The organism is Caulobacter sp. GW821-FHT09B11, from assembly GCF_059418205.1.
The window spans coordinates 117,736-138,934 of record NZ_JBWKPK010000005.1 but is presented as its reverse complement, the minus strand read 5'-3'; the positions used below and the strand labels follow the sequence as shown (position 1 = coordinate 138,934).

Annotated in this window: 20 protein-coding genes; 10 read left to right on the top strand and 10 right to left on the bottom strand. The window is 68.4% G+C overall.

All coding sequences use genetic code 11. From position 1 onward, the window contains the following. Positions 1-6 precede the first annotated feature (6 nt). The 4 genes from AC07N1_RS05245 to holA all read left to right on the top strand — a co-directional run bounded on the left by AC07N1_RS05245 (position 7) and on the right by holA (position 4,921). Positions 7-537 (top strand): DUF3576 domain-containing protein, encoded by a 531-nt coding sequence (locus AC07N1_RS05245; RefSeq protein ID WP_494670845.1) that lies wholly within the window; start codon positions 7-9, stop codon positions 535-537. Positions 538-771: 234 nt separating this feature from the next. Continuing rightward, positions 772-3,363, top strand: a complete 2,592-nt coding sequence (leuS, locus tag AC07N1_RS05240) for a leucine--tRNA ligase (protein WP_494670844.1) — start codon at positions 772-774, stop codon at positions 3,361-3,363. A gap of 3 nt (positions 3,364-3,366) precedes the next feature. After that, positions 3,367-3,861, top strand: coding sequence for an LPS assembly lipoprotein LptE (gene lptE / locus AC07N1_RS05235; protein ID WP_494670843.1), 495 nt, complete (start codon positions 3,367-3,369; stop codon positions 3,859-3,861). Between the two features lie 10 nt (positions 3,862-3,871). Then, a complete protein-coding gene (gene holA / locus AC07N1_RS05230; protein WP_494670910.1) occupies positions 3,872-4,921 on the top strand; it encodes a DNA polymerase III subunit delta in 1,050 nt (349 codons plus the stop codon). A 479-nt stretch (positions 4,922-5,400) separates the two neighbouring features. Here holA and AC07N1_RS05225 read toward each other — a convergent pair whose 3' ends face one another. The 6 genes from AC07N1_RS05225 to AC07N1_RS05200 form a co-directional block, all read right to left on the bottom strand. Further along, positions 5,401-6,297: a ParB/RepB/Spo0J family partition protein gene (locus tag AC07N1_RS05225; protein WP_487291662.1), complete on the bottom strand. Its 897-nt coding sequence runs from the start codon at positions 6,295-6,297 to the stop codon at positions 5,401-5,403. Between the two features lie 89 nt (positions 6,298-6,386). Then, the gene (locus AC07N1_RS05220) at positions 6,387-7,193 is read right to left on the bottom strand and encodes a ParA family protein (protein WP_110121127.1); all 807 of its coding nucleotides are present in this window, start codon (positions 7,191-7,193) and stop codon (positions 6,387-6,389) included. Continuing rightward, complete coding sequence (gene rsmG, locus AC07N1_RS05215; protein WP_494670842.1) at positions 7,177-7,842, bottom strand: 16S rRNA (guanine(527)-N(7))-methyltransferase RsmG; 666 nt, start codon at positions 7,840-7,842, stop codon at positions 7,177-7,179. The genes AC07N1_RS05220 and rsmG overlap by 17 nt, the downstream gene beginning before the upstream one ends. Continuing rightward, positions 7,842-9,722: a tRNA uridine-5-carboxymethylaminomethyl(34) synthesis enzyme MnmG gene (mnmG, locus tag AC07N1_RS05210; protein WP_494670841.1), complete on the bottom strand. Its 1,881-nt coding sequence runs from the start codon at positions 9,720-9,722 to the stop codon at positions 7,842-7,844. The genes rsmG and mnmG overlap by 1 nt, the downstream gene beginning before the upstream one ends. A 171-nt stretch (positions 9,723-9,893) precedes the next feature. After that, entirely contained in the window at positions 9,894-11,231 is a 1,338-nt protein-coding gene (mnmE, locus tag AC07N1_RS05205; protein ID WP_494670840.1) for a tRNA uridine-5-carboxymethylaminomethyl(34) synthesis GTPase MnmE, read from the bottom strand. After that, positions 11,231-11,476, bottom strand: a complete 246-nt coding sequence (locus AC07N1_RS05200; RefSeq protein WP_494670839.1) for a DUF6489 family protein — start codon at positions 11,474-11,476, stop codon at positions 11,231-11,233. Before AC07N1_RS05200 ends, mnmE begins: the two co-directional genes overlap by 1 nt. Before the next feature lie 139 nt (positions 11,477-11,615). Here AC07N1_RS05200 and AC07N1_RS05195 point away from each other — a divergent pair, with 139 nt between their 5' ends. Then, positions 11,616-12,311: a dienelactone hydrolase family protein gene (locus tag AC07N1_RS05195; RefSeq protein WP_494670838.1), complete on the top strand. Its 696-nt coding sequence runs from the start codon at positions 11,616-11,618 to the stop codon at positions 12,309-12,311. Then, positions 12,311-13,276: a quinone oxidoreductase family protein gene (locus AC07N1_RS05190; RefSeq protein ID WP_494670837.1), complete on the top strand. Its 966-nt coding sequence runs from the start codon at positions 12,311-12,313 to the stop codon at positions 13,274-13,276. The genes AC07N1_RS05195 and AC07N1_RS05190 overlap by 1 nt, the downstream gene beginning before the upstream one ends. Positions 13,277-13,453: 177 nt before the next feature. On the opposite strand, the gene rho is transcribed toward AC07N1_RS05190, so the two are convergent. The 4 genes from rho to hemE all read right to left on the bottom strand — a co-directional run bounded on the left by rho (position 13,454) and on the right by hemE (position 17,778). After that, positions 13,454-14,902 carry a transcription termination factor Rho gene (gene rho, locus AC07N1_RS05185; RefSeq protein ID WP_494670836.1) on the bottom strand — a complete coding sequence of 483 codons (1,449 nt, stop codon included), beginning with the start codon at positions 14,900-14,902 and terminating at the stop codon, positions 13,454-13,456. Positions 14,903-15,212: 310 nt separating this feature from the next. Continuing rightward, entirely contained in the window at positions 15,213-15,677 is a 465-nt protein-coding gene (locus tag AC07N1_RS05180; protein ID WP_494670835.1) for a CopD family protein, read from the bottom strand. Next, on the bottom strand, positions 15,674-16,744 hold the full coding sequence (gene hemH, locus AC07N1_RS05175; protein WP_494670909.1) for a ferrochelatase: 1,071 nt from the start codon (positions 16,742-16,744) through the stop codon (positions 15,674-15,676). The genes AC07N1_RS05180 and hemH overlap by 4 nt, the downstream gene beginning before the upstream one ends. Positions 16,745-16,749: 5 nt before the next feature. After that, positions 16,750-17,778: a uroporphyrinogen decarboxylase gene (gene hemE, locus AC07N1_RS05170; protein ID WP_494670834.1), complete on the bottom strand. Its 1,029-nt coding sequence runs from the start codon at positions 17,776-17,778 to the stop codon at positions 16,750-16,752. 446 nt (positions 17,779-18,224) lie between these two features. On the opposite strand from hemE, the gene AC07N1_RS05165 reads away from it, so the two are divergent. From AC07N1_RS05165 to coaE, 4 genes are read left to right on the top strand one after another with little or no spacing between them, the layout of a single operon-like run. Further along, positions 18,225-19,127, top strand: coding sequence for a pyruvate, water dikinase regulatory protein (locus AC07N1_RS05165; protein WP_487291650.1), 903 nt, complete (start codon positions 18,225-18,227; stop codon positions 19,125-19,127). After that, positions 19,124-19,723 carry a Maf family protein gene (locus tag AC07N1_RS05160; protein WP_494670833.1) on the top strand — a complete coding sequence of 200 codons (600 nt, stop codon included), beginning with the start codon at positions 19,124-19,126 and terminating at the stop codon, positions 19,721-19,723. The genes AC07N1_RS05165 and AC07N1_RS05160 overlap by 4 nt, the downstream gene beginning before the upstream one ends. Continuing rightward, the gene (gene aroE / locus AC07N1_RS05155; RefSeq protein WP_494670832.1) at positions 19,720-20,595 is read left to right on the top strand and encodes a shikimate dehydrogenase; all 876 of its coding nucleotides are present in this window, start codon (positions 19,720-19,722) and stop codon (positions 20,593-20,595) included. The genes AC07N1_RS05160 and aroE overlap by 4 nt, the downstream gene beginning before the upstream one ends. Beyond that, positions 20,592-21,191 (top strand): dephospho-CoA kinase, encoded by a 600-nt coding sequence (gene coaE / locus AC07N1_RS05150; protein ID WP_494670831.1) that lies wholly within the window; start codon positions 20,592-20,594, stop codon positions 21,189-21,191. The genes aroE and coaE overlap by 4 nt, the downstream gene beginning before the upstream one ends. The last annotated feature ends 8 nt before the right edge of the window (positions 21,192-21,199 follow it).

Genomic DNA, 21,199 nt, shown 5'->3' with positions numbered 1-21,199 from the left:
AGACATTTGGAGCAAGGTACTATGGCGTTTGAGCGTGGGTCGGTGTTGCGCGGCGTCGCCGCTGGCGTTCTGGCGCTGTCGGTTCTCGGCGTTGGCGCTTGCAGCAGCAACAAGCCGCCCAAGACCTTCACGACCCAGAGCGAAGAGCCGGGCTTCCAGCCCTTCGGCCTCTTCAAGAAGAACGCGCCCAAGACCGCCCCGAGCGAAGGCTCGATCGGCGTCAACGGCTTCCTGTGGCGCGCGTCGCTGGACACCCTGGCGTTCATGCCCCTGGCCTCGGCCGACCCGTACGGCGGCGTGATCGTCACCGACTGGTACGTGAACCCGGAAAAGCCGGACGAGCGCTTCAAGGCGACCGTCTACATCCTGGACACCCGCCTGCGCGCCGACGGCCTGAACGTGACCGTCTTCAAGCAGGCCAAGGACGCTTCGGGCGCCTGGGTCGACACGGCCGCCGCCGACCAGACCGCGACCGACATCGAGAACGCCATCCTGACGCGCGCGCGTCAGCTTCGCCTCTCGAACATCAAGAACTAAGGACCACCAAGTCCTTCGCACGCCTTTCGGGAGCCCCCTGGCGACAAGGGGCTCCCGTTCGCATATTTAGGCGCGCTCTGGCCGCGAAACCGCTTATGACGTCTGCGGAACGCGCCCCAGAGCCTGCGCAGCAGGCTCTGGAATCAAACATTTAGAGCGCGCCCGGGCGGGTTAACCGCCTACACTTAACCCTGGCGCGCTCTCGCGCCCCGTCCGCAAGCATCTCTGGTTTCCATGGCCCGCTACAATCCCAAAGACACCGAGCCGAAGTGGCGTGAAACCTGGGCCAAGGCCCAGACCTTCCTGACGCCGATCACCCCGGATGCGCGGCCGAAATACTACGTGCTCGAGATGTTCCCCTATCCGTCGGGGCGGATCCACATGGGCCACGTGCGCAACTACGCCATGGGCGACGTCGTGGCCCGCTACAAGCGCGCCCAGGGCTTCAACGTGCTGCACCCGATGGGCTGGGACGCCTTCGGCATGCCGGCCGAGAACGCGGCCATGGAGCGCGGCGTCCACCCCAAGGGCTGGACCTACGACAACATCGCCGCCATGCGCGAGCAGCTGAAGGCCCTGGGCCTGTCGGTCGACTGGTCGCGCGAATTCGCCACCTGCGACCCGGAATACTACGGTAAGCAGCAGGCTTGGTTCCTGCGCCTGCTGAAGCGCGGCCTGGTCTATCGCAAGGAAGCCTCGGTCAACTGGGACCCGGTCGACATGACCGTGCTGGCCAACGAGCAGGTCATCGACGGCAAGGGCTGGCGCTCGGGCGCGACCGTGGAGAAGCGCAAGCTGACCCAGTGGTTCCTGCGCATCACCGACTACGCCGACGCCCTGATCGACGGCCTGAAGACCCTGGATCGCTGGCCCGAGAAGGTCCGCATCATGCAGGAGAACTGGATCGGCCGGTCCAAGGGCCTGCGGTTCAAGTTCCAGTTTGACGGCGAGGCACCGGACGGCCTGGCCGAGGGGCTGGAGGTCTACACCACCCGTCCCGACACCCTGTTCGGCGCCAGCTTCGTGGGCATCGCCCCCGAGCACCCGCTGGCCGAGCAGCTGGCGGTCGAGAACCCCGACCTGCAGGCCTTCATCGCCGAATGCCGCAAGGGCGGGACTTCGGAAGCCGACATCGAGGGCGCCGAGAAGCTGGGCCGCGACACCGGCCTGCGCGTGAAGCACCCGCTGGATCCGTCGATCACCCTGCCCGTCTGGATCGCCAACTTCATCCTGATGGACTACGGCACCGGCGCGATCTTCGCCTGCCCGGCCCACGACCAGCGCGACCTGGACTTCGCCCGCAAGTACGACCTGCCGGTCAAACCCGTGGTGCTGCCGGCGGGCGCGGATCCGGCCGCGTTCGAGGTCGGCAAGGAGGCCTATGTCGGCCCCGGCAAGATCTTCAATTCGGAATTCCTGGACGGGCTGGACGTCGAGGCCGCCAAGGCCGAAGCGGTGGCCCGCATCGAGGCCGCCGGCCAAGGCCAGGGCGCGACCGTCTATCGCCTGCGCGACTGGGGCGTCTCGCGCCAGCGCTACTGGGGCTGCCCGATCCCGGTCATCCACTGCGAGGCCTGCGGCCCGGTGGGCGTGCCGGAAGACCAGCTGCCGGTGGTGCTGCCCGAGGATGTCACCTTCGACCCCAACAAGCCGGGCAATCCGCTGGTGCGGCACCCGACCTGGAAGCACGTCAACTGTCCGCAGTGCAACGCCCCGGCCGAGCGCGAGACCGACACGCTGGACACCTTCGTCGACAGCAGCTGGTACTTCGCCCGCTTCACCGATCCGACCGCGGCCGAGCCGATCGACAAGGCCTGCGCCGACCACTGGATGCCGGTGGACCAGTATATCGGCGGCGTCGAGCACGCGGTGCTGCACCTGCTGTACGCCCGCTTCATCACCAAGGCGCTGAAGGACGAGGGCCTGCTGTCGGTGGACGAGCCCTTCGCGGGCCTGTTCACGCAAGGCATGGTCACCCACGAGGCCTACAAGAACGAGGCCGGCGAGTGGGTCGAGCCGTCGGACGTGGTGATCACGGCCGAGGGTAACAGCCGCATCGCCAAGCACGCCAAGACCGGCGCGCCGATCGTCATCGGCGACATCGAGAAGATGTCGAAGTCCAAGAAGAACGTCGTCGCCCCCGAGGACATCTTCGAGGCCTACGGCGTCGACGCCGCGCGCCTGTTCGTGATGAGCGACAGCCCGCCCGAGCGCGACGTGCAGTGGACCAACAGCGGCGTGGAGGGCAGCTGGCGCTTCACCCACCGCCTGTGGAACGAGTTCGACAGCCAGCCGGCCGGCGACTTCGCCCACGACGAGGCTGACGAAACGGCCCTGGCCCTGCGCAAGGCGGCCCACAAGCTGATCGGCTTCGTCACCGACAGCATCGAGGGCTTCCGCTTCAACAGCGGCGTGGCGCGCCTGTACGAGTTCCTGAACGCCCTGAAGGCCGCTCCGGCTGAAGGGGCCACCAACGCCGTGCTGGCGGCCCGCGCCGAGGCCCTGGACATCCTGGCTCGCCTGGTCGCGCCGTTCACGCCCCACCTGGCCGAGGAGGCCTGGGTGCGCCTGGGCCGCGAGGGCCTGGTGGTCGACGCCCCCTGGCCCAAGGCCGATCCGGCCCTGGCCGCCGACGACGAGCGCGTGCTGCCGATCCAGATCAACGGCAAGCGCCGCGGCGAGATCAAGGTCAAGGCCGGCGCCCCGGATGACGAGGTGCAGAAAATCGCTCTGGCGGATCCGGGCGTCATGGCCCACCTTGAGGGCGTCACGGTCCGCAAGGTGATCGTGGTCAAAGACCGCATCGTCAACATCGTGGCGAACTGATCCATGAAGCGTCTCCTGGCGGCCGCCGCCCTGATCTCGACCCTGGCCCTGTCGGCCTGCGGTTTCACCCCGCTCTACGCCCAGCACGGGGTCACCGGCGGGCTCGGCGCGATCGAGGTGGTGGCGGCCCAGGGCCGCGCCGGCTACCTGCTGCGCGAGCAGCTGGAAGACGCCCTGGCGCGTAATCCAAACGTGCTGGCCTCGCACCGCCTGACCTACACGGTAAAGGAAAACCGCTACGCCCGCGGCGTGCGCGTCGACAACGTGGCCAACCGCTACGAGCTCAACATGAAGGTCGACTGGAAGCTGGTCGACGTCACGACCGGCTCGGAGGTCCGCAAGGGCCAGACGACCGCCGTGGTGACCTACGACTCGGCCGACCAGCCCTACGCCGCCATCGCCGCCCAGCAGGACGGCCAGGATCGCGCCGCCGCCGAGGTGGCGCGCAAGATCCAGCTGGACCTCGCCGCCTGGCTGGCCGGCAAGGCGCCCGCCTGACCTCGTGGCCATTCTTTCCAAGCGGCAGGACGTCGAGCGGTTCCTGAAGGAGCCGACCCCCGACATCCGGGCCGTGGTCATCTACGGCAAGGATCGCGGCGTCGTGCGCGACCGCGCCACCCAGCTCGCCCACAAGGTGGTCGAGCGCCCTGACGACCCCTTCGACACCGCCCTGCTGACCGAGGGCGACCTCGACAGCCAGCCGGGCCGTCTGGAAGACGAGCTGGCCGCCCTGTCGATAATGGGCGGCAAGCGCCTGGTGCGCCTGCGCCTGATGGGCGAGAAGGCCGGACCCGACAAGCAGGCCGCAGAAGCCCTCACCGCCCATGTCGAGGGCCGCCTGAACCCGGAGGCCTTCTTCCTGGTCGAGGCCGGGGCCCTGGGCCGCGACTCCGCCCTGCGCAAGACGGGCGAGAAGGCCAATGGCTGCTACGTCATCCCCTGCTACGAGGACGAGGTCGGCGACATGGCGCGCCTGACCCGCGACGCGCTCTCTCGTGACGGCGTCAGCCTGAACGGCGAGGCGCTGGACCTGTTCGTCAACCGCCTGCCCAAGGAGCGCGGCGTGGCCCGCGCCGAGATCGAGCGTCTGGCGCTGTACCTCGGTCCCAACAGCGGCGTCGTGGCCACCCCGGCCGACCTGACCGACTTTCTCGGCGTCGAGCCCGAGGCCTCGTTGAGCGACGCCGCCGCCGACGCCTTCGGCGGCCGCATCGGACCGGCGCAGGCCGGCCTGCGCCGCGCCGCCCAGGAGGGCGAAGGCGGTCCGGCTGCCGTGCGGGCCATGGGCTATTATCTGGGCCGCCTGCGCCGCACCCTGACCCTGCACAAGAACGGCGTGGATCTGGGAGCCGCCGCCAAGGCCTCGGGCGTGTTCTGGAAGACCGAGCGCGAATTCCTGCGCCAGGCCCGCGCCTGGACGCTGGAGCATCTGCTGACCGTGCAGCAGGACATCCTGACCGCCGACAAGGCCTGCAAGACCTCCGGCTCGCCCGACCAGCTGATCGCCGAGCGCCTGGCCCTGCAGATCGCCGGCCGCGCGCGGCGGTTGGGGCTGTAGGCCGGATCGATATTCGCGGGCGCGCCTCTACCGTTTGCCGCACACAACGATCGCCTTCCTGGGCCTTGTGCCCAGGATCCATCGTTCAACCTGCTCAAACCTTGGTAGTACGGTGGAGGTCTGAGCGGTCGCCAGCATGGGCCCTCGCCACAAGGGCGAGGGAAGCGGCTGTTGGCGGACGACAAGCACCAAGCTCGCCGGTTCCGCACATGAATGTCGATCCGAACCTGGCCGGAGGCCATGCCTTCCGGGGCGAGATCGAGATTCGGTCGCGCTGGCAAAGCTTTTCGGACTCGGCGGTCATCCCGCTTGTGGAAAGTGATCGCCGCACGGACGACCAATTCAATCCGTCGAGGCCAACGTTTTCCTTGTAGCGCAAGGGCTTAGAGCAAATTCAGCCCTACCCTGCCCTCGCCTGTGGCGAACGGCGCGACCAGGGATACGGCCGCGCCTTCTTCCGTGCGTGACAGAAGACCCCGTCAGGCGCCCCGGGTCAGGCGATTGCAGAGGTCGTCGAGCTGCTCGAGCGTCGCGTAGCGGACGATCAGCGAACCGGCCCCGCCGCGATGGTCGATCTCGACGTCGAGGCCGAGCACCGACGACAGGTCGGCCTCCAGGGCCTGGGTGTCGGTGTCCTTGGCGCGCGGCGCCTTGGGCGCGCCGCCGGCCTTGGCGCGCGGCGTGGCGTCGCCGGTCTGGGCGACGCGGGCCAGGGCCTCGGTCTCGCGCACCGACAGGCCGCCGTCGATGACCTGCTGGGCCAGGGCGCCGGGATCGGCCGCCGTGGCGATGGCGCGGGCGTGACCGGCGGTCAGGGCGCCGGTGACAAGGTGCTGTTGCACGGCTTCCGGCAGGGCCAGCAGGCGCAGCGTATTGGCCACGTGGCTGCGGCTCTTGCCGATGGTCTGGGCGATGGCGTCCTGGGTGCGGCCGAACTTGTCCATCAGCACGCGGTAGCTCAGCGCTTCTTCGAGGATGTTGAGGTCCGAGCGCTGGACGTTCTCGATGATGCCGATCTCGAGCACGGCCAGGTCGTCGAGCTCGCGCACGATGATCGGCACGGTCTTGAGGCCGGCCCGCTGGGCGGCGCGCCAGCGACGCTCGCCGGCGACGATCTGGTACTCGCCCGGAGCGCCCGGCGCCGGCCGCACCAGGATCGGCTGCAGCACGCCCTTCTCGGCGATCGAGTTGGCCAGTTCTACCAGGTCATCCTCGCGGAAGGTCCGGCGGGGCTGATCGGGATTACGCTTCAGCAGCTCGATCGGCGCCTCGCGCGAGCCGCCGGTATTGTCGCCCGGCGCCTGGGCGGGGGCCGCGTCGACCTCGCCCAGCAGCGCCGACAGACCGCGACCCAGACCCCGACGGCCTTCCGACATCCCCGCTTCACCGACCACGACCGTCTCCTGGAAACTTCAAATTCGATAACGACTTCGACCCGTATCCTCAGGTCGTCTTCACCTGTGGATCAGGCCGCCTGGGCCTGGCGATCCTTCTCGCGGCTGATGACCTCGCGGGCCAGGCGCAGATAGGCCTGCGACCCGGCGCACTTGAGGTCGTACAGCAGCACCGGCTTGCCGAACGACGGCGCCTCCGACACCCGGACGTTGCGCGGTATGACCGCGTCATAGACCTTGTCGCCGAAGTGATCCCGGACATCCTTGGCCACCTGTTCGGACAGGCTGTTGCGGCGATCGTACATGGTCAGCACCACGCCCTGGATCTCCAGGCGCGGATTGAGGCTGCCCCGGACGCGCTCGATGGTGCGGATCAGCTGGGTCAGGCCTTCCAGGGCGAAGAACTCGCACTGCAGCGGCACGAACACGGCGTCGGCCGCGGTCATGGCGTTGACCGTCAGCACGTTCAGCGACGGCGGGCAGTCGATCAGGACGTAGGTGTAGGGCCCGTTGGCGCGCAGAGGCTCCAGGGCGTCGCGCAGCCGGTAGGAACGGCGGGCCACCTGGCCCAGCTCCAGCTCGACGCCGGAGAGATCGGCGTCGGCCGGGATCACGTCCAGGCCCGGCAGCGAGGTCTGGACGGCGGCCTCGATCACCGGCGCCTCGCCCATCAGCACGTCATACAGCGTCTTCTTGCGCTGCAGGCGACCGATGCCCAGGCCCGTGGAGCAGTTGCCCTGCGGGTCGGCGTCGATCAGCAGCACGCGCTCGCCGCAGGCCGCCAGGGCGGTGCCCAGGTTGATGGCCGTGGTGGTCTTGCCCACACCGCCCTTCTGGTTGGCGACGGCCAGGACTCTCAGCTCAGACTTTGCGGACACGGCTCAGCCCCTTGATTTGCACGACATGGCCGCGCGGGTCGCTCTTGGAGCCCCGCACGTCCGACTCGAACTTCCAGGTCTTCTCGGCTTCGGCGATCTCGGCGGCGACCTCCTGGCCCTTCAGGAGCCAGGCGACCGCGCCGCGCTTGAAATAGGGTTGGGCGAATTCCAGCAGGCGCGGCATCGGCGCGCAGGCCCGGGCCGTGACCACCTGGACCTTGAGGTCCAGGCTCTCGGCGCGGGCGTTGTGGATCTCGACCGGCAGGTCGAGCTCGCGGCAGACGGCGTCGAGGAAGCGGCAGCGCTTGGCCATGCTCTCGACGAGGTGGACCTTGGCCCCGGGAACGCCCTTCAGCAGGATGGCCAGCACCACGCCGGGCAGGCCGGCGCCGGCCCCCAGGTCGGCCCAGACCTTGGCCTGAGGGGCGAAGGTCAGCAGTTGGGCGCTGTCCCAGGCGTGGCGGTTCCAGTAGGCCGCCATCGAGCCCGGGCCGACCAGGTTCATCACCGCGTTCCACTCGGCCAGCAGCTCGCGATAGCGGGCCAGGTCGGCGATCTGGACGTCGGTCGCGCCCGTCAGCCTCTGGAAGGCCGCGGCGTCGACCGGGTCGAGCGTCTCGATGACGAGTTCGGACAAGGCTTGAGCCATCAGGCGGCGCGACCCCGACGGACGTGGGCCAGCAGCGCCGTCAGCGCGCCGGGGGTCACCCCCTCGATGCGGGCGGCCTGGCCCAGGGTCAGGGGCTTCACCCGGATCAGCTTCTCGCGCACCTCGTTGGAGAGGCTGCCGATGTCGCGGTAGTCGAGGTCGGCCGGCAGGCGAAGGTCCTCGTCCTTGCGCAGGGAGTCCGCATCGGCGCGCTGGCGGTCGAGATAGCCGGCATAGGCCGCCTCGATCTCGATCTGCTCGCGGGCCATGGGGCTCCAGTCGGCGATCTCCGGCCAGACGCGGACCAGGTCGTCCAGGCCCACGTCGGGATAGGCCAGCATGGCCAGGACGTCGCGGCGCTGGCCGTCGGCATTGACCTTGAAGCCGGCCTTCACGGCCTGCGCCGGGGTCATGTTCAGCGCCCGGGCCCGGGCGCGGACGGCGGCCAGCTCGGCGGCCTTGGCCTCCCAGGCGGCGGCCCGGACCTCGCCCACGACGCCTAGTTCGACCCCGCGGCCGGTCAGGCGCTGGTCGGCGTTGTCGGCGCGCAGCGTCAGGCGGAACTCGGCCCGGCTGGTGAACATGCGGTAGGGCTCGGTCACGCCACGTGTGACCAGGTCGTCGATCATCACGCCGATATAGGCCTCGTCGCGGGCGAAGACGGCCGGCTCGCGGCCAAGCGCCGACAGCGCAGCGTTCATGCCGGCGACCAGCCCTTGCGCGCCGGCCTCTTCATAGCCCGTGGTGCCGTTGATCTGGCCGGCCAGATAGAGGCCCGGCAGGCGCTTGGTCTCCAGCGTGGCGTAGAGCTCGCGCGGATCGACATAGTCGTATTCGATCGCATAGCCATAGCGCACCACCTCCACGGCCTCGAGGCCCGGGATGGTGCGCAGGAACAGGAGCTGGGTCTCGGCCGAGACCGAGGTCGAGACGCCGTTCGGATAGACCGTGTCGTCGTCCAGGCCTTCCGGCTCCAGGAACACCTGGTGGCTGGTCTTGTCGGCGAAGCGGACGACCTTGTCCTCGATCGACGGGCAGTAGCGCGGGCCGATCCCCGTGGCGCGGCCGCCATAGACGGCGGACTCGCCCAGGCGCTCGGCGATGATCCTGTGGGTTTCCTCGGTCGTATAGGTGATGCCGCAGCGGATCTGCGGCACGTCGATACGGTCGTTGAGGAACGAGAACGGCACGGGCTCTTCGTCGGCCGCCTGCATCTCCAGGCGATCCCAGGCGATGGTCTTGCCGTCGAGACGGGCGGGCGTGCCGGTCTTCAGGCGGCCCATGTCGAAGCCCAGGCCATAGAGGCGGTCCGACAGGCCGATGGACGGCTCATCGCCCACGCGGCCGGCCGGGATGCGGGTCTCGCCCTGGTGGATCAGGCCCTTGAGGAAGGTGCCGGTGGTCAGCACGACCTTGGGGGCGCGGTAGACGCTCCCCTCCCCGTCCACGGCGCCGGCCACGCAGCCGTCCTCGACGATCAGGTCTTCGGCCGCGGCGGCGATGACGTCGAGGTTCGAATAGGCGAACAGCTCGGCCTGCATGGCCTCGCGATATAGCTTGCGATCGATCTGCGAGCGCGGGCCGCGCACGGCGGGGCCCTTGGAGCGGTTCAGCATCCGATACTGGATGCCGGCCTTGTCGGCCATGCGGCCCATCAGGCCGTCCAGGGCGTCGATCTCGCGGACCAGGTGGCCCTTGCCCAGGCCGCCGATGGCCGGATTGCACGACATCTCGCCGACGGTTTCACGTTTGTGGGTCAGCAGCAGGGTGCGCGCGCCGGTGCGCGCAGCAGCGGCCGCGGCTTCGCAGCCGGCATGACCGCCGCCGATGACGATGACGTCCCAGGCCTGTTGGCCATTGGGGGGCGAAGTATTGGACAAGGGAGAAGCGCCTCAATGCGGAACGCCCCCGGCGCGGCGGGGGCGTTTATCGACTTATAGCCTCAAGCCCGCCTGTGGGCGAGTCGAGACCGGCGTGTTCCACGTGAAACGCCGTGTGCGTATCTGTGGTCAGCCTGTGGACCGTTCAAGGCGGTGTTCCACGTGAAACATTCACTTCCCAATGCAGAAGCTTGAAAAGACACGGTCAAGCACGTCTTCCGGATCGATCCGGCCGGTGATCCGGGAAAGCGCACGGGCGGCGAGACGAACGTCCTCAGCAGCCAGTTCCACGTCGTCGGTTTCGGCCAGGGCGCGCTCCAGATAGGCCCGAGCCTCGCCCAGACGCTCCGCGTGGCGGATCCGGGTGGCGGCCGGGAACTCCGCGCCGGACAGCGCCTCGACCACGTGGGCGGTCAGAACGGCGCGGATAAGGTCGGCCCCCTCCTCCCGCGCCGACAGCGCCGCCACGTGCAATCCCAGCGCCTCGGCCTCGGCGCGTATGGCCGCAACGACGCCCGGCTCTACCAGATCGGTCTTGTTGACCACCATCCAGTCGCCGCTACGGATTATTGCGTGGTGTTCGGAATGTTTCACGTGAAACTCCGCCGCGTCCACGACCCACAGGCGCAGATCGGCGTCCTCGGCCCAAGCCCGCGCCCGGCGCACGCCCTCGGCTTCGATGTCATCGGCCGTCTCACGGATCCCGGCCGTATCGGCCAGCAGGGCCTTGTAGCCGCCCAGCACCAGGGGGACCTCGATGACGTCGCGCGTGGTGCCCGGGGTCGCCGTGACGATTGCGGCGTCGCGTTCGGCCAGAGCGTTGAGCAGCGTGCTCTTGCCGGCGTTGGGCGCGCCGACCAGGGCGATGCGGAAGCCGTCCCGCACCCGCCGGCCACGTGCGACATCGGCCAGGGCGGCGTCGATCTCCGCCTTCAGCGTCTCCAGGCCGGGTCGGGCCCGCGCCGCCACGTCTTCCGGCAGCTCCTCATCGGGGAAGTCGACGGCGGCCTCCAGCATGGCCAGGGCCTGGACCAGCAGATCGCGCCACGCGTCGTAGCGACGGCCCAGGGCGCCGCCCAGCTGACCCAGCGCCTGCTTGCGCTGGCCCTCGGTCTCGGCGTCGATCAGGTCGCCCACGGCTTCGGCCTGGGCCAGGTCGAGCTTGCCGTGCTGGAAGGCGCGCCGGGTGAACTCGCCGGGCTCGGCAAGGCGCAGGCCCAGGGCCGACAGAGCGCCCAGCAGCGCCTCGACGACGGCGCGGCCGCCGTGCACGTGAAACTCCGCGGCGTCCTCGCCGGTGTAGCTGGCCGGACCCTGGAACCACAGCACCAGGGCGTCGTCGAGCGCCACGCCGTCATGGCGGAGGGTGCGCAGGACCGCCTGGCGCGGCTTGGGCAGGTTTCCCGTGAGAGCCCGCACGGCGTCGCTGCTGCCGGGACCCGAGACGCGGATCACCGCCACGGCGGCGCGACCGGCCGCCGTGGCCGGCGCGTAGATCGTATCGCTCATCAGTCGCGCTTGCCGACCGCCGCTCCGGCCGCGGCCGTCATCAACTTGCGGAAGCTGTCCTGGGCGCCGGCCCCGAACGCCATCCAGTTCTTCAGCAGCTCCTCGGGGGCCAGCATCGCCATGTTGGCGTCCATGCGAGCCTGCATCTCTTTCACGAGATGTTCGTTCAGCGGGCTCACGTCCGGCAGGCCCAGAAAGGCCCGGGCCTCGACCGGGGTGCAGTCGATCTCGATCGTCATCTTCATCGAAAAGGTTCCCTGGCGGCGGGCCACGAGATTGTGACGTCGCACCCTGCTCGCCGCAGGTTAGAGCGCTTCGGTCGAAAGTCCCAATCGGCGGCCCAAGGGTGGCCCCTATGGCAGCCTTGAGTACGGAGAGAGCCCAATGAGCGAGACCCTCACGATCAACACGCCCGACGGCGACTTCACGGCCTATGTCGCGCGACCGGCCACGGTTGACGCCGCCCCGCCGGCCGTCGTGGTCATCCAGGAGATCTTCGGCGTCAACCAGGTGATGCGCGACATCTGCGACAAGCTCGCCGGCGAGGGCTTCCTGGCCGTGTGCCCCGACCTCTTCTGGCGGATCGAGCCGGGCATCGACATCACCGACAAGTCCGAGGCCGAGTGGAAGAAGGCCTTTGAGCTGTTCAATGCGTTCGACGTGGACGCCGGGGTCGCCGACATCGACGCGACCATCGACGCCATCCGCCCGCAGTCGTCGGGCAAGGTCGGCGCGGTCGGCTACTGCCTGGGCGGCCTGCTGGCCTTCCTGACGGCGACCCGCACCGACGCGGACGCCTCGGTCTCCTACTACGGCGTCGGCCTGGAGAAGCATGTCGGCGAGGCCGAGAAGCTGGAGAAGCCGCTGCTGCTGCACGTGGCCGAGGAAGACAAGTTCGTGCCCAAGGAGGCCCAGCAGGTGATCTTCGCGGCGCTGAAGGATCACCCGCAGATCACGCTTCATACCTATGCCGGCCGCGACCACGCTTTCGCGCGTGAAGGTGGTGAGCACTATGACGCCGCCGATGCGTCCCTAGCCAACGGCCGCAGCCTGGCCTTCTTCAAGAAGACCCTCGCCTGATGCTGGCCGTCGAAGCCAAGGCCGCCGGCGGCCCCGAGGTGCTGGAAGTCGTCGAGCGCGACCTGCCCTCCCCCGGCCCCGGCCAGATCCTCGTCCGCCACGCGGCCGTCGGTCTAAACTTCATCGACACCTATCACCGCTCCGGCCTCTATCCGCTGAAGTACCCGCAGGTGCTGGGCCTGGAGGCCGCCGGCCACGTGGAAGCGACCGGTGAAGGCGTCACCCGCTTCGTCGTCGGCGACCGTGTCGCCTACAACGGCTCGATGGGCGCCTATGCCGAAGCCTCGGTCGTTCCGGCCGATCGCGCGGTGAAGGTTCCAGAGGGCGTCGAGCTGGAGGTCGCCGCCGCCGTGCTGCTGAAGGGCATGACGGCCGAGTTCCTGGTCCGCCGCTGCTTCCCCGTGAAAGCCGGCCAGACCGTGCTGGTCCACGCCGCCGCCGGCGGGGTCGGTCAGATCCTGGTGCAGTGGGCCAAGGCCCTGGGCGCGAGCGTGATCGCCACGGTGGGCTCGGAGGCCAAGGCCCAGATCGTCCGCGATCTCGGCGCCGACCACGTGATCCTCTACGACCACGAGGACGTCGCCGCTCGGGTCGCCGAGATTACCGACGGGGCCGGCGTTCCGGTCGTCTATGACGGCGTCGGCAAGGACACCTTCCAGGGCAGCCTGAAGAGCCTGGCCCGTCGCGGCGTGCTGGTGACCTACGGCAACGCCTCGGGTCCCGTGCCGCCCTTCGCGCCGCTGGAGCTGGGCGCCAAGTCGGCCTGGATCACCCGCCCTCGCCTGTTCGACTACATCGTCACCACCGAAGAGCTCGACGAGAGCGCCGCGGCCCTGTTCGAGGTCCTGGCCTCGGGCGCGGTGAAGATCGAGATCGGCCAGCGGTTCCCGTTGGCGGAAGCGCGCGCGGCGCATGAGGCGCTGGAGGGGCGGAAGACGACCGGGGCGACGGTGCTGGTGCCGTAAGCCGGGGAAAGCCCCCTCCGGCCCTTCGGGCCACCTCCCCCAGAGGGGGGAGGATCTCCGGGCCAGATGCTCCCCCTCTGGGGGAGCTGTCGCGGAGCGACTGAGGGGGTCAGCCCCAACAAAAAAGGCCCCGGATTGCTCCGGGGCCTTTCTCGTGTTTCACGTGAAACACCAAGCTTAAGTATTCATGCTCTGGAAGAAATCGCCGTTCGTCTTCGACTGGCGCAGCTTCTCGAGCAGGAACTCGATGGCGTCCGAAGCGCCCATCGGATTGAGGATCCGGCGCAGCACGTAGGTCTTCTGCAGCTGGTCGCGCGGGGTGATGAGCTCTTCCTTGCGGGTGCCCGACTTGAGCACGTCGATGGCCGGGAAGATGCGCTTGTCGGCCACCTTGCGGTCCAGGACGATTTCCGAGTTACCGGTGCCCTTGAACTCTTCGAAGATTACTTCGTCCATCCGGCTGCCGGTGTCGATCAGGGCCGTGGCGATGATCGACAGCGAGCCGCCTTCTTCCACATTACGCGCCGCGCCGAAGAAGCGCTTGGGGCGCTGCAGGGCGTTGGCGTCGACACCGCCGGTCAGGACCTTGCCCGACGACGGCACCACGGTGTTGTAGGCGCGGCCCAGGCGCGTGACCGAGTCCAGCAGGATGACGACGTCGCGCTTGTGCTCGACCAGGCGCTTGGCCTTCTCGATGACCATCTCGGCGACTTGCACGTGGCGCGTGGCCGGCTCGTCAAAGGTTGAGGCGATGACCTCGCCCTTCACCGTGCGCTGCATGTCGGTGACTTCTTCCGGGCGCTCGTCGATCAGCAGGACGATCAGATAGCACTCGGGGTGGTTGGTCTCGATCGACTTGGCGATGTTCTGCAGCATCACCGTCTTACCCACGCGCGGCGGGGCGACGATCAGGCAGCGCTGGCCCTTGCCGAGCGGGGCGACGATGTCGATGACCCGGCCCGAGCGATCCTTGATGGTCGGATCGGGCAGTTCCATGTTCAGGCGCTCTTCGGGATAGAGCGGCGTCAGGTTGTCGAAGTGCACCTTGTGGCGCACGTTCTCGGGGCTCTCGAAGTTGATCTTGCTGACGCTGGTGAGAGCGAAATAACGCTCGCCTTCACGGGGCGAGCGGATCGCGCCTTCGACGCTGTCGCCGGTGCGCAGGCCGAACTTGCGGATCTGCGAGGGCGAAACGTAGATGTCGTCGGGGCCCGGCAGGTAGTTGGCTTCCGGCGAGCGCAGGAAGCCGAAGCCGTCCTGGACCACTTCCATGGTGCCCGACCCGAAGATCTCCACGCCTTCTTCGGCGAGGGTCTTCAGGATGGCGAACATCATGTCCTGCTTGCGCATGGAGTTGGCGTTCTCGACCTCGAAGGTCTCGGCGAACGCCAGCAGGTCGGCCGGCGACTTTTCCTTCAGTTCCTGCAGCGACATGCGCGTCAGGCCCATGGCGGCGATGGCCGCGGTGATTTCGGCGTTGTCGTCCTCGTCGCCGGCGTCGCCTTCGGCGGCGTTGTCGGCGGAGGCGTCAACGGTGGTGTCGATCGCGGCGTCTTCCGTCGTTTCGACGGTGTCGAGGGAGGTTTCCAGCTCGGCGGGGACTTGCGGGTCGGTGTCTTCAGACATGCATGGACTCACGGTGGCCCGGATACGATCCGGGCTTGGGTAGAAATTCAGCCGGCTCCACGTGGAAGCGGCGATGGGGTCGCGCCATTGACGACGGCGCGGATCGATCAGGGGAACGGATCATGAGGGCGCACCAGGACGGGCGCGATCCGTGAAAGGCGGGAACGCAGCGGTATGACCGCAACGTCTGACCAAGACGGGAACCACAAGGCGGCCCCGGGGTCAAGCGCTACCGGAGCCATCCTGTGGGCGCTCGTCATCCTGCCTGAGGATGAAGGTGGGAGAACGCGGGGGCCAGGCCCCCTTCCCTCTAGTTCAGGTACTTGGTCGTCACCGACAGCACGATGACGATCGCCGCGACGAAAGGCAGCTCGTTGGTGGCGCGCCAGAACTTCTCCGAGCGGGTGTTCTGCCCGGCCTCGAACTGGCGACGGGCCTTCGACAGGAAGCCGTGCCAGCCGAACAGGAAGAACACCCCGGCCAGCTTGGCCAGCATCCAGGGCTTCAGCAGAAAGTCCCAGCCGCGGATGACGCCGTCGGCCATGATCAGGCCAAGGCCGAAGATCAGCGCGGCGACCATCGCCGGGTTGATGATCCCGCGCAGCAGCCGCCGCTCCATGACCTTGAAGGTCGCGTCCATCTCCGAGCCCAGCGTGGCGCCGGTATGGTAGACGTAGAGGCGCGGCAGGTAGAGCATCCCCGCCATCCAGGCGATCACGGCCAGGATGTGCAGGCCGCGGATCAGGTTGAAATGCTCGACCAGGAAGTCGGTCACGCGGCGGCTCCCGAATGGACTTTGGGGCAGGGTTGGTCTTCTTCGCAGATCAGCGACGACGGATCGGCGAGGGCCTGCGTGACCAGAGTCCCCAAACAATCGATGAACGCCGGCGTCACGCCAAGAGCGGGCGGGCGGACATAGATCGAGCCGCCGTGCTCGTAAGCCAGCTCGCGATATTCGACGTCGAGCTCGACCAGCGTCTCGATGTGCTCGGAGACGAAGGCGATCGGCGCGACGATCAGGGCCAGACCCTGCTGCGCAGCGGCCTTGACCTCGTCGTCGGTCGGCGGACCGATCCACTTCAGCGGACCGACCCGGCTCTGGTAGCTGATCTTCCAGTCAACGCCCTCGCCCAGGATGTCGCCGAGCTTGGCGACGACGGCGGCGGCCGTAGCCTCGACCTGGCGCTGGTAGGGATCGCCGCCGAGGATCACCTTCTCCGGCAGGCCGTGGGCCGAGAACAGGATCCGCGCCGGCTTGGGCGAGCCGGCCTTGAGGTAGTCCTGGCGGATCAGATCCGCGTGCGCCTGCACAAACCCTTCGGCCGTCGGATAGCAGCACACGGTCGTCGTCCGGCCCTGGCCTTTGCGACCCGTGACCTTGCGCCATGCGCGCTTCCACGCTTTCAGCGACGAGGCCGTGGTCGTGGTCGAATACTGCGGATAGAGCGGCAGCAGCACCACCTCGTCGGGCGCGAAGGCCTTCACCGCCTTGGCCGTCTCGCCGGTCAGCGGATCCCAGTAGCGCATGGCGATGAAGGTCTTCACCTCGTCGCCGGGCAGCCGCTGGACCAGCACCGCCTCGAGCGCCGCCGCCTGCTTCTGCGTTTCCGGCAGCAGCGGCGAGCCGCCGCCCATCAGGGCGTAGTTGGCGCGCGCCGACTTGGCCCGGGTGGTCGAGATCAGGGCCGCGACCGGATAGCGGACGAAGAACGGCGCCTGGATGATCGCCGGATCGCGGAACAGGTTGAACAGGAAAGGCCGCACCGCCTCCTGGCGGTCGGGTCCGCCCAGGTTGAACAGGACGACGGCGATCTTCCGCCCCGCCTTGGAGCCGCTGTTCAATTCACTCACAGGCCGGTCACCCGCTTCAGCACCTGCTCGACATGAGCGATCGGCGTGTCGGGCAGAATGCCGTGACCCAGGTTGAAGATATAGGGGCCCTGTCCCCACTGCGCGAGCATCTGGTCGACGCGTTCGTCCAGCGCCGCCCCGCCGGCCCGCAGCAATAGCGGGTCGAGGGCGCCCTGGATGGTCTTGGTCTTCTGGATCGTCTGGCCCAGCTTCGCCGAGGCCGAGGTGTCGAGCGCCACCGCGTCCACCGGCACGGCCTGCGCGTAGGCCTCTACGAGGGTTCCGGCCCCGCGGGGGAAGCCGATGACCGGCACGGTCACGCCGCGGGCGCGCAGGCCCTCGACGATGGCGATGTGGGGCCGGGTCACCAGACGCTCGAACAGCGGCTCTGAGAGGCCTTCAGCCCAGCTCTCGAACAGCTTCAGCGCCTGGGCGCCGGAAGCCGCCTGCATGGCCAGGTAATCCACCGTCGCGTCGACCAGGATCTGGATCAACCGGTCCAGCTTGTCGGCGTGCTGATAGGCGAAGGTCCGCGCGCCCGAGCGATCGCTGGAGCCGCCCTCGATCATGTAGGTCGCCACCGTCCAGGGCGCGCCGGCGAAGCCGATCAGGGCCTTGGAGGGATCGATGTCGGCGCGAACCCGCGACAGCGTCTCGCCGACGGCCTTCAGGGCCTCGCCCGCCTGGCCCACCTTGTCGGCCATGGCGTCCAGATCGGGCAGCTCGCCGAGCTTGGGACCCTCGCCGGACTCGAACCAGACCTTCTGGCCGAGAGCCCCGGGGATCAGCAGGATGTCGGCGAAGACGATGGCCGCGTCATACGGAAAGCGGCGCAGCGGCTGCAGCGTCACTTCGGCCGCCTTTTCGGGGTTCAGGCAGAAGCTGATGAAGTCCGGGGTCGTCGCGCGCACGGCGCGGTACTCGGGCAGGTATCGTCCCGCCTGGCGCATGAACCAGACCGGGGGACGCTCGGCGGTCTCGCCAGCCAGCACGGAGAGAAACTTCGGGATCGGGGCGCTCGTCATACCGGCGTTAAATCCCGACGAGCCTTTCCACTCAAGTCCGGGAGACCCCGTACCCTCTTATTCTTCTTAAAAATAAGATTCTTAGAAAGATAGGAGGAAGGAGGAGGGCAAGTGCAACACGGGGATAAGTCCGCCCGTGTGGAGGAGTCCAACAGGCCCTACTCGGTATGCCCAAGCTTGGTCCACATGGGGGTCATACCTTGTGAACTCCGTGGACAAGCCGCCAGGGCCCTGGAATCCCTAAGGAACCCAGATGCTGGTAAAAGCGAAATTAACCATCTGTTAGGAGTTTCCACAGGCGTGGACGAACGCTCAGGCACATGTCCTGGAGGGCAGGTTCAAGCTGGGGATTGTCCGGCGTCAATGAGGCCGTTTATCACAGGGGCGCGGCGCGTCGCCGCGGCAGGGCGTATTTGGCGCCCGCTTGTCCCCAGAGGGCGCCCAGAGTGGTAAAGCAATCTTTAACGGACGATCCACAGGAAGGCGCCTCGGCTGAGACCGATCGCCACACCGCGCGGTTCGCCACCTACTTCCATATCCACCTGGTGTCGGACTCCACGGGCGAGACGCTCAACGCCATGGCGCGCGCGGTTTGCGCCCGTTTCACCGACATCCTGCCCATCGAACACATCTACGCGCTGGTTCGTTCCACGCGTCAGCTGGATCGCGCCCTCGACGAGATCGCCGGCGCGCCGGGCGTGGTCATGCACACCATCATCGACCCAAACCTACGCGCGGCCCTGGAAGAAGGCTGCCGCAAGCTCGAAATGCCCTGCATCGCCGCGCTGGATCCGGTGGTCAGCGCCATGTCACGCTATCTGGGGGCCAAGATCTCCACGCGCGTGGGCGCGCAGCACGCGCTGAACAACGACTATTTCGACCGCATCGAGGCCCTGGACTACGCCATCGCCCACGACGACGGCCAAGGCGGCCAGGACCTGACCCAGGCCGACGTCATCCTGGTGGGCGTGTCGCGCACGTCGAAGACCCCGACCTGCATCTATCTGGCCCATCGCGGCGTGCGCGCCGCCAATGTGCCGCTGGTGCCCGGCCGCCCGCCGCCCGACCAGCTGTTCGAGCTGAAGAACACCCTGATCGTGGGCCTGATGACCAGCCCCGAGCGGCTAATCCAGATCCGCCGCAACCGCCTGCTTTCCCTCAAGGAGAACAGGGAGAGCGATTATATCGACACCGACAGCGTGCGTGCCGAGATCATCGCCGCCCGCCGCCTGTTCGAGCGCAACGGCTGGCCGATCATCGACGTCACCCGCCGCTCGGTGGAAGAAACCGCGGCGGCGATCATCAACCTGCTGTCGGGCGGCCGCGGCCAGGTCGAGGTGCTGGGATGAGCGCTCCTACTATTACGCTGGCCTCCACCAGCTGGACGCGCCAGACGATCCTCAAGAACGCCGGCGTGCCGTTCGAGGCCGTCGCCGCCGGCGTGGACGAAGACGCCGCCAAGGCCGGCCTGCTGGCCGAGGAAGTCTCCCCACGGGACATCGCCGACGCCCTGGCCGAGATGAAGGCGGTCAAGGTTTCGGGCAAGCGACCGGGCCTGGTGATCGGTTCTGACCAGACGCTGGAGCTGAAGGGCCGGCTGTTCGACAAGGTCGGCACGGTGGAAGAAGCCCGCGCGCGTCTGCTGGAGCTGCGCGGCGAGGTTCACAAGCTGCATTCCGGCGTCGTCGTCGCCCGCGACGGCCGGCCGATCTGGCGCGTGGTCGAGACGGCGAAACTGTCGGTGCGTCCGTTCAGCGAGGCCTGGCTCGACGGCTATCTGGAGCGCAACGGCGAACAGATCCTCTCGTCGGTCGGCTGCTACATGCTGGAGGGCGAAGGCCTGCAGATGTTCGACCGCGTCGACGGCGATTATTTCACCATCCTCGGGCTGCCGATGACCGGCCTGCTCGACTTCCTGCGCCTGCACGGAGCCCTCCAGGCATGAGTTCTCAACACGGCCAGGCCATCACGGGCGCGGCCCTGGTGGCCGGCGTCTGCGGCCAGCCGATCGTCCATTCGATGAGCCCGATCCTGCACAACGCCTGGCTGGCGGCGGCGGGCATCGACGGCGCCTATGTGCCGATGGGGCCGGCCGAGGATCGGTTCGAGGCCTTTGTGAACGGCTTTCGCGGCGGGGTGATCCGGGGGCTGAACGTCACCATTCCCTTCAAGGAACGGGCCCTGGCCTGCGCCGACGAGGCCAGCGACCTGGCCCGCCTGGCCGGCGCCGCCAACCTGCTGCGGTTCCGCGACGACGGCTCGATCTTCGCCGACAACACCGACGGCCCGGGTCTGCTGGGCGCCATCGCCGCCCAGGCGCCGGACTTCGACGTGACCGCTTCGCCTGTCGTGATCCTCGGGGCCGGCGGCGCGGCGCGCGGCGCGGCGGCGGCCCTGCTGCTGGCCGGCGCGCCCGCCGTGCGCATCGTCAACCGCACGCTCGCCAAGGCCCAGGCGATCGCCGACGCGCTTGTGGACAAGGTCACGGCCGCCGGCGAGGACGCCCTCCCCGCCCTTCTGGCCGACGCCGGCCTGGTGATCAACGCCACGTCGCTGGGCCTGGGCGGCGGCGAAGGTCCGCCGGCCGATCTGTCGCTGACGCCGCAAGGCTGCGTGGTGATGGACATGGTCTACAAGCCGCTGCGCACCGAGTTCCTGCAACGCGCGCAGGCCGCCGGCCGCGCGACGGTGGACGGGCTGGAAATGCTGCTGTTGCAGGCCGTGCCGTCGTTCGAGGCCTTCTTCGGCCAGGCCCCGCCGGCGGATGTCGATGTGCGCGCCATCGCCCTGGCGCATCTGGGAGCGTCGGTGAAGTGATCATCCTCGGCCTCACCGGCTCCATCGGCATGGGCAAGTCGACCACGGCCAAGATGTTCGAGGCCCAGGGCGCGCCGGTCTATGATTCCGACGCCGCCGTGCATGCCCTGTATTCGGTCGGCGGCGCGGCCGTCGGACCGGTCGAGGCGGCCTTTCCGGGCGTTGTCGTGGATGGCGCGATCGACAGGGCGAAGCTCAGCGCCCAGGTGGTCGGCGATCCGGAGGCGCTGGAGAAGCTGGAGGCCATCGTCCATCCGCTGGTCGGCGCCCACCGCATCGGCTTCTTCGAGAAGGCGCAGGCCGAGGGGCACGGGATCGTCGTGCTCGACGTGCCGCTGCTCTATGAGACCGGCGGCCAGAAGAACGTCCACAAGGTGGTGGTGGTCAGCGCCCCTGCCGATATCCAGCGCGAGCGCGTATTGGCCCGGCCCGGCATGACCGCCGAAAAGTTCGAGGCGATTCTCGCCCGCCAGCTGCCCGACGCCGAAAAGCGGGTTCGCGCCGACTTCGTCATCGATACGGGCCGGGGCCTGGAGGCCGCCGAGGACCAGGTGCGCGACATCCTGACCCTGTTGAGAACCTCCGCCCACGCTTGATGCCGGAC